Origin of the sequence: Marinobacter sp. NSM (assembly GCF_052380025.1) — a bacterium.
GTDB lineage: Bacteria > Pseudomonadota > Gammaproteobacteria > Pseudomonadales > Oleiphilaceae > Marinobacter.
The window spans coordinates 1-12,364 of sequence record NZ_JBQTCK010000003.1 but is presented as its reverse complement, the minus strand read 5'-3'; the positions used below and the strand labels follow the sequence as shown (position 1 = coordinate 12,364).

Here is a 12,364-nt window from a genome sequence, read left to right as displayed (position 1 = left end):
GCTGGTACGTGTCATGCAACTGTTGGCAGGGGGAAGCGAAGTGAATGAGGAAGCCCGGGCGCATGGTTACTCACCGCGGTTGGTGATTATGTTCGCAGTTGTGTCGGTCATGATGCCGTCAAGCGAGTTGGCGGCACAGGTTGCGGACGAGGGCGAGGCGATCGGGGAAATCGTTCTGGAAGTGACGTCACCTCGCCTGGCTCGTGACCTGTACGATACCCCCGCTGCGGTCAGCGTAGTGGACGCTCCCGCCATCCGCCAGGGCCAGCAGCGCCTGCAACTGGACGAATCCCTCAATACCGTGCCTGGCCTGTTCTTCCAGAACCGTTATAACTTCGCCCAGAATTTGCGGGTGTCGACCCGGGGTTTCGGTGCCCGTTCACCGTTCGGTATTCGTGGTATTCGAGTTCAGGTAGACGGTATCCCCTACACCTTGCCGGATGGCCAGTCACAGATCGATTCCATTGACCTTGAGTCAGCCCAACGCATCGAGGTGATTCGTGGCCCGGCATCCGTGCAGTATGGCAACGCGGCGGGTGGCGTGATCGACATTACCACCGCGCGGGGCGATGAACTGCCTGAGGGCGGCAGGGTCCGGTTGGACGGCGGCAGCGACGACTATCGTAAGGCCGCGGTGCAGGGCAGTGGCGTGAGTGGCAACACCAGTGCCGCGGCTACGCTATCTTGGTTGAATGTAAACGGCCATAGGGAGCAAAGTGAGGCCGAGAAGGGCATCTTCAACGGTCGATTGTCTCATGCCCTGAGTGAGGGGCGACGTGTGACCGCTACATTCAACGCGCTACACAACCCGGAATCTGAAGATCCCGGCGGCCTGACGTCAGCGCAGGTGGCGGAAGACCGGAACCAGGCCACGTTTCTGGCCAAGCGGCTCGACAGCGGCCAGTCTGTCGAGCAGCAAACCCTGGGTCTGCAATATCAGGACGGCGAAGCGTTGCCGGGCACCCTGACCGTTAACGCCTTCTACAACCGCCGGGACTTTGCCCAGCAGTTGCCGTTCCCCGGCGCCAGCCGCATAGCCTTTGACCGGAATTTCTATGGCATCAGCTCTCAATACCAGCAAATGTCTGAGCTCGCCGGTCTGCCGCTGACCTGGGTAACCGGGGTGGATCTGCACCGGCAGGCTGATGATCGCCGGCGCTATCAGGTGTCGTTCGACGGCGACATTACCGGCCAAACCCAGGACGAAACCCAGAACGCCACCAACCTGGCGGTGTTTGGCCAGGGTGACTTGGCGTTGACCGAACGCTGGAACCTGTCGCTGGGTGCGCGTTGGGATCAATTGCGCCTGTCTATTGATGACAACTTTCTGTCCAACGGTGATGACTCCGGTTCCCGCACTTTCCGGGAAGTCAGCGGGGTAGTGGGGTTGAGCTACAAAATTGCGCCGAGGCACCAGGTGTACGCAAACGTGGGCACTGCGTTCGAATCACCAACGTTTACCGAGTTTGCCAACCCCAACGGTGGTAACGGCTTTAACCCAGACATCGAGCCCCAACAGGCCCTGAATCGGGAGCTGGGTATGCGCGGGCTGATTGGCGAAGGACTGGCCTATGACATCGCCCTGTTCTCTATCCGGGTAGACGATGAAATCCTGCCGTTCAACGTTGGCGATCAGACCTTCTACGAGAACGCCGGGGAAACCCGCCGCCAGGGTCTTGAGCTCGGTATCGACTGGGACATCTCCTACGCCTGGAGGGTGACCAGCGCGCTGACCCTGGCAGACTATGAACTGCGAGACTTTACGGATGAGCAGGGAAATAGTGCCAACGGTAATGAAATCCCGGGCCTGCCCTCGACTCTGTGGGTAAACGAGTTGAAATGGCGGGGATTGGGCGGCCGATTTGCTGCGTTGGAAAGCCAATACATCGGGGATTTCTACGCTGAGAACAGCAACCAGACCAAGGTCAGCGATGTCTGGCTGCTGGGCCTGCGGGTGGGCGATCGGTTCCTTGTGAGTGACCAGTCGTTCAGTGTGTACGCGGGTATGCGTAATCTGCTGGATGCGGACTACTTCAGCAACGTACGCATCAACGCCAATGCCGATCGGGCGATTGCCGACCGGGGCTACTTCGAGCCCGGCCCTGGACGCACGGTATACGCCGGTGTGGAGTGGTCATTCTAGCGGTTTATTAGACTTCTTCGTCTCGACCCTCCCGAAACCGGGTGCCGCCGCCATCTGAGTTGAGTTGTGCGATGGCGGACGGCACGCCCTCCGGGGTCAGCCTCAGATCGCCAATGCCGGCGCTGTTCCACAACCGTTCACCCGCCTCCCGGCCCTCGGGTAGGCGCGGTGATATGCGCATGCGACGGCGCTTGGTAAACCAGTTCAGCGGTGACCAGGGGGCGAACAGCCAGCGGTTCAGCCGGTCCAGCCACTCCAGAAGACCATTCGGAAACTGGTTTTTAATGCCGCTGCTGGTGATCTGCCAGATGCGTGGGCTGTTGCGTTCGTGGCGAAACCGCACGTCGTAGGCGAACGAGTAGTGCACGTCACCTGAGAGAATCACGAAATGCTTCGGAGTTTTCGGGTGGCCAAAAATATTCAGTAACACGTTAGCCGCGCCCCGGTGCGCCATCCAGTTTTCTGCATCCACCATCAGCGGTTTACCGAACCAGGTGAACACCCGCTGGATCATCTCGATCAGTTTGACCCCGAGCATGGGCGCGGGTGACACCACAACGACGGCATCTTTGCCCATCACGGCTTGCTGGAAATCGGTCAGCGCTTCCCAGTCCATCAACCCGGACGGGTGGCTGCGCCGCACTTCGCTGCGCCAGCGGCGCGTGCGGGTGTCCAGCACCACCAGCGGTGGTTCGGTGGCCAGGGTGTAGTGCCAGTGATGAAAGTGGAAAAGGTCGTCGATCAGCTTGTCTTGCTGCTCGGCGCCCAGATCGTTCGGTTCATCATCCGTCGGGAACAGCGCAGCGCATTGTGTGATGACTTTATCAAACACTCCGGGCTGGTTGCCCCAACCCTGGCATAGCAGGTAGCCCAGTAGCGCGTTGCCGATGATTCGGCGAGAGAACGGGTGTTCGTAGGCGGTGCTTTCCCACAAGGCCGACAGGTTCCAGTCGTCGGTCACATCGTGGTCGTCAAAAATCATGTACACCGGCACGTTAGCCAGCGCGCGGGCGGCCTGGGGCAGGGTCTCGCAGAAACGGTCGATGACGGCCTGCTCCATGCGATAGCGGGCCTGCTCATCGGCTTTGCTGACCGGCATGGCCCGGGTGGCCATCGCCCAAGGTGTTGGTGACCACACCAGCAGGTACATGGCAAAGACTTCGGCAAAGCTGATCAGATGGTTGCCGGCGTGGGCAGTGGTAAAAACGGGTTTGCGCACGCCGCCGAAGAATTTTTCCGTCAGGTCTTCGTTAAACTCCGACTCCGGCAGCAGTCGGTCCCGGTGGTAATAACCATCAGGATCGGAGGCAAGATCCTGGCTGTGGTTCAGGTCGGCACCGGTGAGAGTTTCCTGGTACAGCCCAAGCTGCTCCACCACCTGATGGATGGCGTGCAGTGTGGGCCCGGCCACATCATCGGCATAGATCTGATCGCCAGTCATCAATAGCAGTGCAGGGCGATCGTCGGGATCGTTGGCATCCGCCAGTTCCTGGTCCACCCGAACCAGGCCATCAGTAGATGGATGGTGGGGCCGTCGACAAGAACCGTGTAGTAGGCGGTCCAGCCGAGGTTTGAGCACAAATGCTGGACGCGGCTCACGGTTATGACAAAGGTGAGGCGCCCACTCCTGAATGCGGCCGGCGCTGGTACCATCGGCCTTGGTTAGGTGCAGGTCGTACCCGATAAAACGGGCTTCGGGTAATGGCGTGTCTGGCTGAACGCAGATCAGATGCAACCAAGCCAGTCGCCCGATGCGCAGCGTTGTGTGCTCGTCGGTAGAGGCCATGCGGCTGTGCATGGTGTTGTCACCGTCGAACAGTTCGACGGTGACAGACACAGGGTCGCGGGTAACCAGCCAGAGGGTCAGCGATTCGCGACAGGTATGTCGAAGTATCGGGCCGGCCAGCACGATCGGGACCGTGCTGGCGCCTTCACGGTTTGATGCCTGAGTGAGTTCTGTCTGACTCACGTTCAGTCGTCCCACTCCACACGAATTGGTTCAAGGCTGTCGCTGCGGAAGTCAATGTCCAGGTCCTGACCACGGTCGTCTTCACCCTCGATGTCGATGAACCCTCTGGAGTTCACATCGAAATCTTCGAACCAGACCATGCCTTCGCGACTGGCAGCGTCCAGGTAGTTGACTACCGCATCGGCCGACAGACCGTAGCTTTCACGTTCGGAGCGCGTGCGTTTCTCTCGGTCGATGTTGCCGTTGCTGTCAATCTCCACCTCGACATACCAGCCGTCTTCCAGCCAGCCCTCGATTTCAGTTTCGCCCCAATAATCGTCATCGAACTCGATGCTGCGGAACTCGACGATGCCATAATCCTTGCCCAGTGCAACGGCGTTCTTTGCATCATCCAGGCGGGCGTCGGCCATCGCCAGAGGGGTTGCAGCAATACCAGCAATCAGTCCAAGTGCAGTCAATGTTTTCATGTCAGTCTCCTATTGATCATCACTGTTGAATCACTGACGGCGTTGCGTTTCCTGTCAGCTTGGAGGCATTCTGGAACAACCATACTGACAACAGCGTGAGTGGATCGTTCATGATTCGTTCATTTTGCATCTGACACTATGGGACATGAGACCAACTATTGGGGTAAAAGAGGCTATGAGAGCTTTAAGCACATTTCCCACTGATAGGTTTACCCGACGGGTGGTGCTTGGATGTCTTGTGGTGGCAATGCTAGCAGTGTCGCTAAGAGTGGCTCACGCTGACGATGACGACTGGCGTTCTTTGCACCGGCAGGTGGAAGCCGGGCGAATCAAACCCTTGAGTGAGATTCTGGATACCCTGGCCAAAGATTGGCATGGTGATGTCATCGACGTGGATATTGACGATGATGACGGTGAAATTATCTATGAGATCGAGCTGCTGGGCCCCCAGGGCCAGGTGGTGGAGTTTGAAATTGATGCCCGTACGGGCGACGTTCTTGAGATTGAAGGGCGTGATCTGAGGAGCATGCAGCGCCGATGAAAATTCTGCTGGTTGAAGATGATACCGCCCTGGCTGAGGGACTTTCCGCGTCCCTTAAAGATGCAGGTGTTCTGGTTGAGGTGGCCGGCGATGGCCGCACCGCGGATTTTCTGGTCAGCACCGAACGCTATGACGCGGTGGTGCTGGACCTTGGCCTGCCCGATGGCAATGGCGCCCAGTGGTTGTCTGGCTGGAGAGAGCGGGGCATCGATCTGCCGGTACTGATCCTGACCGCCCGGGAGCGTTGGTCTGACAAAGCCGCCGGGTTTTCTGCCGGCGCCGATGATTACGTCACCAAACCGTTTGAAACCGCCGAAGTACTGTTCCGCCTGCGGGCGTTGGTGCGCCGCGCTCACGGCCATGCTCACCCGGTGATTTCCGTAGGCGACCTGACCCTGGATACCCACGCCGGCCAGGTCAGCCGGTCGGGCATGCCGGTGTCGCTCACCGCGCAGGAGTTCCGGCTGGTTTCCCATCTGATTCAAGCGGCACCTCGTGTGGTCAGCCGCACCGAGCTCTCCGAACACGTCTATGACGGCGACCAGGAACCGGATTCCAATGTGATCGACGTGCAAGTCAGCCGTCTGCGCCGCAAGCTCGGCAACCACACCATTGAAACCCTGCGGGGCCAGGGCTACCGCGTCACCGGTGGCGAGGACAGTCGCTGATGCTGGCCAGGCTGCGACGCTGGCCGATTTCGGTTCGGATGCTGGCCTCGGCGCTGGTGTTGGTGCTTCTTGTGCTGCCTCTTGCGGGCACCCTGCTGGCCTGGAATTTCCGTGAGGCGGTGAACGCCTCGTTCAACGATCGCCTTGACTCCCTGCTCAACGTGGTCATTGCCGGCATCGAATACCAACCTGGCAGCGAGCCACCCGTGCCCAGCCCCCAGCTTGGCGACCCCCGCTTTGACCGGGTGTATTCGGGCTGGTACTGGCAGATGCGGGTGGGGGATGACCGTGTGCTCACATCCCGCTCGCTTTGGGATCAACGCCTGCCGCAGTTGCGCGCTACCGGCCGCACCTGGCGGGAAGTGCCTGGCCCCCGAGAGCAGACCCTGCGGGTACTTGAGCAGAGGGTGCAGCTGGCGTCGATGTCGGAGCCGATTCATGTCGCGGTGGCTGCTGATTTGTCGGAGGTAGAGGAAGAGGTCGCTAGGTTCCAGACCCTGTTGGTAGTGTCACTTGCGACTCTGGGTGGTCTGTTGCTGCTGTTATTCGGCCTGCAGATTCGTTGGGGCCTGGCGCCCCTTCGCAGGATTGAGCGCAGCCTGCGGGACGTGGAATCCGGCCAGCGTTCTGCCCTGGATACCGACTTCCCTGAGGAGTTGGCCGGTCTGGCGCGCACCATCAATCTGGTGCTGGAGCGGGATCAGGTGCTGATCGAACGTGGCCGCGCCACCGCCGGAAATCTCGCCCACGCCCTGAAAACCTCCGTCGCTGTCCTGCACACCCAAGTGGAGAGCTTGCCCGAAGCGCAACGCCCGGCCTTCCAGAAAGAACTGCACCGGCTGAATGACGCCGTGCGCCACCACCTGGCCCGGGCTTCCACCGCCGGGCCGCCGGCATTCGGGCCGGGGCTGACGGCAGAAGAGACCCTGGCCCCGGTACTCCATGGCCTGGGCATGCTGGCGCAGCGCCGCGGCATCCATTTTGAGTCGAAAATTGATTGCCCTGCCCCGGTCCGTTTTGAGCAGCAGGATCTGCAGGAACTGGTGGGCAACCTGCTGGAAAATGCTGTGAACTGGGCAAAGCAGTCCGTCGGTGTCGAGGTCGTGCAAAGTAAAGACGGTCTTCGGATCGAAGTAAACGATGATGGGCCGGGAATGAGTGAAGAACAGTGCCAGCGGGCGCTGGAGCGCGGTGGTCGGCTGGATGAAGCCCGCTCCGGTTCTGGCCTGGGATTGTCCATCGTTCGGGATCTGGTCCAACTATATGGCGGCCAGTTATCGCTGGGTCGCTCTGAACTCGGTGGGCTTAAGGTCAGCGCCCGGTTTCCTACCTAGGCGCCGTAGGTCTCGTCTTACGTTTTATCCGTTATTCGTCATCCACGACTTTGGGCGGGCAATGGTGCTCTTCCAACAGGGTGCCGTCGTCCACGCTCTCCAGATGAACATCAAAGCCCCAGAGCCGGTGTACGTGCTTGAGCACTTCGTCGGTTTCGGCACCTAGCGGCACCCTGTCCACCGGCACGTGGCGAAGGGTCATCGATCGGTCGCCCCGCACGTCTACATTCCAGACCTGGATGTTCGGCTCTCGATAACTCAGGTTGTACTGGCGAGCCAGTTTCTCCCGCAGGTCGCGGTAACCAGGGTCATCATGAATGGCTGTCACTCGATAATGGTCTTCCCGGTCGTCGTTCTCTATGGCGAAGAGTTTCAGATCGCGCATTACCTTGGGTGATAGGAATTGCTGGATAAAACTCTCGTCTTTGAAGTTGCGCATGGCGAAGTTCACGGTCCCCAGCCAGTCCTTGCCGGCGATGTCCGGGAACCATTCGCGATCTTCGGCGGTGGGGTTCTCGCAGATGCGGCGCAGGTCGGTGAAGATGGAAAAGCCCAGGGTGTAGGGGTTTATGCCGGAATACCAGGGGCTGTTGAACGGTGGCTGATACACCACAGCGGTGTGGCTTTGCAGGAATTCCAGCATAAAGCCGTCGGTCACCAGGCCTTTCTCGTACATCCGATGTAAAAGGGTGTAGTGCCAGAAGGTGGCCCAGCCTTCGTTCATTACTTGGGTCTGGCGTTGCGGGTAAAAGTACTGCGCCAGCTTGCGCACAATGCGCACCAGTTCCCGCTGCCAGGTCTCCAGCAAAGGCGCGTTCTTCTCGATGAAGTACAGCAGGTTCTCCTGGGGCTCTTCCGGATAGCGGGGCTTGCGCTTGATCGGGTCGTCATCTTCCTCTGGTTTCGGGATGGTGCGCCACAAATCGTTGATGCGCCGTTGCTGGTATTCCTCCCGCTCTTTCTGGCGCTGGGCTTCCTCCGCCGCGGATATCGGTGCCGGGCGTTTGTAGCGGTCTACGCCATAGTTCATCAAGGCATGGCAGGAGTCCAGGATCTCCTCCACCGCATCTACGCCATAACGTTCCTCGCATTCGGCGACATAATTGCGGGCAAACACCAGGTAGTCGATGATGGCGCTGGCATCGGTCCAGGTGCGGAACAGGTAGTTGCCCTTGAAAAAGGAGTTGTGGCCATAGCTGGCGTGGGCAATCACCAGTGCCTGCATGGGCAGGGTGTTCTCTTCCATCAGGTAGGCAATGCACGGGTTGGAGTTGATGACAATCTCGTAGGCCAGCCCCATCTGCCCCCGTTGATAGCCCTTGGAGGTCTGCAGGAACTGCTTACCGAACGACCAGTGGTGGTAGCCCACCGGCATACCCACAGAACTGTAGGCATCCATCATTTGCTCGGCGGTAATCACTTCCACCTGGTTGGGGTAGGTGTCCAGGCCGAACTCGGCGGCGCACCTGGCAATTTCTTCATCGTACTTCTGAATCAGCTCAAAGGTCCATTCCGAGCCGGTGGAAATGGGCGTACCTGCCTTGGGTTGTTCGCTTTCCGGTGCGTTCGGGCGATCAATCAGGCTGCTCATGCCGCTTTCCTCTCGAACAACTGTCGGAATACCGGATAAATATCGCCAGGGTCTGCAATCTGTTCCATCGCAAAACTCTGGGGAAACTGTTCCAGGATCTTTTCATACTCGTACCAGAGCATCTGGTGATCCTGGGGTGTGATTTCGATGTAGGAGTAGTACTGCACCAGCGGCAAAATGCTGTTCGCCAGCAGTTTGCTGCAAACCGGGGAATCATCGTTCCAGTTATCGCCATCCGATGCTTGGGCGGCGTAAATGTTCCACTCCGCCGGCGAGTAACGGGCTTCGATGATCCGGTGCATCAGCTTCAGGGCGCTGGAGACAATGGTGCCGCCGGTTTCCCGGCTGTAGAAGAATTCCTCTTCGTCCACTTCCTTGGCGCTGGTGTGGTGACGAATAAACACCACGTCGATCTTCTTGTAGTTCTTCTTCAAAAACAGATACAGCAGGATGAAAAAGCGTTTGGCGATGTCCTTGTGCATCTGGGTCATCGAGCCTGACACATCCATCAGGCAGAACATCACGGCGCTGGTGGCGGGCTTGGGCTGCTTCTGATGCTGGCGGTAACGCAGGTCGATTTCGTCGATAAACGGAATGCGTTTGACGTTCGCCTTCAGTCGCGAGATTTCATCTTCCAGCACCTTGATCTGGTCTTCGTGGCTGAAGGCCGGGTCCAGGTCATCCGGGGCGCTTTTGAGTGCCTCGAGCTGCTTTTCAAGGTCTTTGATCTTCTTCTTGCGGGCGCCGCCCAGGCCAAGCCTGCGGGCGTGGGCTCCCCGCAGGGACCGCACCACATCCAGTTTGGCGGGAACGCCCTGGCTGGTGAAGCCGGCCCGTACATAGCTGAAAGCCTCGGTGTCTTTGAGCTTCTTCCGGGCCAGGTTGGGCAATTCCAGGTCATCAAACAGGAATTCCAGGAATTCTTCCTGGGTGATCTGGAAGGCGAATTCGTCCATGCCCTCGCCATCCGGGCTGGCCTCGCCTTGCCCCTGACCTTTACCGCCACCGCCCGGAGGTTTGGGTATAGTGTCACCAGCGACCCATTCCTGATTGCCGGGATGCACCACCTCCCGCCGGCCGCCCTGGCCGTGGTGGAATATGGGCTCGTCGATATCCCGGGCGGGAATACTCACTTTCTCGCCCCGTTCAATATCGGTGATGGAACGCTTCTGGACCGCTTCAGACACCGCTTTTTTGATGTGATGGCGATAACGGCGCAGGAACCGTTCCCGGTTCACTGCGCTTTTGTTTTTGCCGTTCAGTCGCCGGTCGACTATGTGGGTCATACCCATGGGTCTGCTCCCGCTGGCCGTTAATGGGACTTACGCACACGCAGATACCACTCGGCGAGCAAGCGGACCTGTTTTTCCGTGTACCCACGTTCGACCATGCGTTCCACAAACTGTTTGTGTTTCTTCTGGTCTTCCTGGCTGGCTTTCGGGTTGAAGGAAATCACCGGCAGCAGGTCTTCGGTGTTGGAGAACATCTTCTTCTCGATCACACTGCGCAGCTTCTCGTAACTGAGCCAGCTGGGGTTCTGCCCCTGATTGTTGGCCCGGGCCCGCAGGACAAAGTTGACCACTTCGTTGCGGAAGTCTTTCGGGTTGCTGATGCCCGCAGGCTTCTCGATTTTTTCCAGCTCGTCGTTGATGGAGGCGCGGTCCAGAATTTCCCCGGTTTCCGGATCCCGGAACTCCTGGTCCTGTATCCACAGGTCGGCGTAAGTCACGTAGCGGTCGAACAGGTTCTGGCCGTATTCGCTGTAGCTTTCCAGGTAGGCGGTCTGGATTTCCTTGCCGATGAATTGCACATAGTGCGGTGCCAGGTATTCCTTGATGAACCTCAGGTATTTTTCCTGAATCTCCGACGGGTACTGCTCCTGCTCAATCTGTTTTTCCAGCACGTACAGCAAGTGCACCGGGTTGGCCGCCACTTCGGTGGTGTCGAAGTTGAACACCTTGGACAGAATCTTGAACGCGAAGCGGGTAGACAGGCCATCCATGCCTTCCATCACGCCGGCAGCGTCCCGGTACTCCTGGATGGACTTGGCCTTGGGGTCGGTGTCTTTGATGCTCTGGCCGTCGTACACCTTCATCTTGGAGAAGATGCTGGAGTTTTCCGGCTCCTTGATGCGCGACAGCACCGAGAACTGGGCCAGCATGTCCAGGGTATCCGGCGCACAGGGTGCGCCCGACAGGGAGCTGTTCTTCAACAGCTTGCGGTAGATCTCGATTTCTTCGGTAACCCGCACGCAGTAGGGCACCTTGACGATGTACACCCGGTCAAGGAACGCTTCGTTGTGCTTGTTGTTGCGGAAGGTCTGCCACTCTGATTCGTTGGAGTGGGCCAGGATCACGCCGTCGAAGGGCACTGAGCCCATGCCTTCGGTGGTGTTGTAGTTGCCTTCCTGGGTGGCGGTCAGCAGTGGATGCAGCACCTTGATGGGTGCCTTGAACATTTCCACAAACTCCATCAGCCCCTGGTTGGCCTTGCACAGGCCGCCGCTGAAACTGTAGGCGTCTGGATCGTCTTGGGAGAAGTCTTCCAGCATGCGGATGTTGACCTTGCCCACCAGTGCTGAGATATCCTGGTTGTTGTCATCACCGGGTTCGGTCTTGGATACGCCGATCTGGTCGAGTACCGACGGGTAGCGTTTCACCACCCGGAACTGGCTGATATCGCCTCCGAATTCATGCAAACGCTTCACCGCCCAGGGCGACATGATGTTTTTCAGGTAGCGGCCGGGAATGCCGTACTCTTCTTCCAGAATAGGGCCGTCTTCGTCCGGGTCGAACAGGCCCAGGGGGCTTTCGTTGACCGGCGAATCCTTGATGGCATAGAAAGGCACCTTCTGCATCAGTGCTTTAAGCTTTTCCGCCAGGGAGGATTTGCCGCCGCCCACCGGGCCCAGCAGGTAAAGAATCTGCTTCTTCTCTTCCAGGCCTTGTGCGGCGTGGCGGAAGAAAGACACGATATTTTCCACGGCCTCTTCCATGCCGTAGAACTCAGAGAATTCCGGGTAGCGTTTGATGACTTTGTTGGAAAAAATGCGTGACAGGCGAGGGTCACGGGAAGTGTCGATCAGTTCTGGCTCGCCGATGGCTATCAGCATTCGCTCGGCGGCGGTGCTGTAGGCTGTTGGGTCCTTTTTGCAGATCTCCAGGTATTCCTCAAGGGAGTATTCTTCCTCCTGAGTGGATGCATACCGGTCTTTGAAGTGCTGCAGAATGCTCATAGATGGCCCCTCGCTTTCTCTTGCTTGTTATAAAACCGCTTTAACTCACGCAATATCCCCGTTGCTGAAACGCCGCCGGTCCGGGCGGTGTGCTTTGGTTAATAGGTTGATGGAATGGTTATGTTAAACAGGTATACGTTATCCGGAGCTTTCCGGCCTGCTTAATCTGAGCTTAGTTCAGAGTTCGGGGGTTGGACAGGTGTGTTTCACCTAAGGTTCATTAAATTATGTTATGGGGCGTTTCGGATTGAGAGGCTTGTGGGGGGCTCCCGGGTTTGGGGGGAGGGGCTGACGTACACCGGGGCGGGTTTTTTTTAAGCAAAAAGAAAAAGGCAATGCGGAGACAATAAGTTAGCGCTAAAAAAATACGCCCCGGCAAAACTCCGACAGTATTTAGGAGGGGCCCGGCGTTGGAT

Annotated in this window: 9 protein-coding genes; 4 read left to right on the top strand and 5 right to left on the bottom strand. The window is 58.4% G+C overall.

Annotation, left to right across the window (positions count from 1 at the left end; translation table 11 throughout):
- The first annotated feature begins 13 nt into the window (after positions 1–13).
- Positions 14–2,143, top strand: coding sequence for a TonB-dependent receptor family protein (locus tag ACTZWX_RS07725; protein WP_444713436.1), 2,130 nt, complete (start codon positions 14–16; stop codon positions 2,141–2,143).
- 7 nt (positions 2,144–2,150) lie between these two features.
- On the opposite strand, the gene ACTZWX_RS07720 is transcribed toward ACTZWX_RS07725, so the two are convergent.
- Positions 2,151–4,112, bottom strand: coding sequence for an alkaline phosphatase family protein (locus ACTZWX_RS07720; protein ID WP_444713435.1), 1,962 nt, complete (start codon positions 4,110–4,112; stop codon positions 2,151–2,153).
- A gap of 2 nt (positions 4,113–4,114) precedes the next feature.
- Entirely contained in the window at positions 4,115–4,579 is a 465-nt protein-coding gene (locus ACTZWX_RS07715; protein WP_444713434.1) for a hypothetical protein, read from the bottom strand.
- Positions 4,580–4,826: 247 nt separating this feature from the next.
- On the opposite strand from ACTZWX_RS07715, the gene ACTZWX_RS07710 reads away from it, so the two are divergent.
- The 3 genes from ACTZWX_RS07710 to ACTZWX_RS07700 are packed head-to-tail and all read left to right on the top strand — an operon-like array spanning position 4,827 to position 7,122.
- A complete protein-coding gene (locus ACTZWX_RS07710; RefSeq protein ID WP_444713848.1) occupies positions 4,827–5,120 on the top strand; it encodes a PepSY domain-containing protein in 294 nt (97 codons plus the stop codon).
- Entirely contained in the window at positions 5,117–5,788 is a 672-nt protein-coding gene (locus ACTZWX_RS07705; protein ID WP_444713433.1) for a winged helix-turn-helix domain-containing protein, read from the top strand. The genes ACTZWX_RS07710 and ACTZWX_RS07705 overlap by 4 nt, the downstream gene beginning before the upstream one ends.
- On the top strand, positions 5,788–7,122 hold the full coding sequence (locus ACTZWX_RS07700; RefSeq protein WP_444713432.1) for an ATP-binding protein: 1,335 nt from the start codon (positions 5,788–5,790) through the stop codon (positions 7,120–7,122). Before ACTZWX_RS07705 ends, ACTZWX_RS07700 begins: the two co-directional genes overlap by 1 nt.
- Before the next feature lie 31 nt (positions 7,123–7,153).
- On the opposite strand, the gene ACTZWX_RS07695 is transcribed toward ACTZWX_RS07700, so the two are convergent.
- From ACTZWX_RS07695 to ACTZWX_RS07685, 3 genes are read right to left on the bottom strand one after another with little or no spacing between them, the layout of a single operon-like run.
- Complete coding sequence (locus ACTZWX_RS07695) at positions 7,154–8,713, bottom strand: SpoVR family protein (protein WP_444713431.1); 1,560 nt, start codon at positions 8,711–8,713, stop codon at positions 7,154–7,156.
- Complete coding sequence (locus tag ACTZWX_RS07690) at positions 8,710–9,999, bottom strand: YeaH/YhbH family protein (protein WP_444713847.1); 1,290 nt, start codon at positions 9,997–9,999, stop codon at positions 8,710–8,712. Before ACTZWX_RS07690 ends, ACTZWX_RS07695 begins: the two co-directional genes overlap by 4 nt.
- Positions 10,000–10,025: 26 nt before the next feature.
- Entirely contained in the window at positions 10,026–11,948 is a 1,923-nt protein-coding gene (locus ACTZWX_RS07685; RefSeq protein WP_444713430.1) for a PrkA family serine protein kinase, read from the bottom strand.
- Positions 11,949–12,364 lie beyond the last annotated feature (416 nt).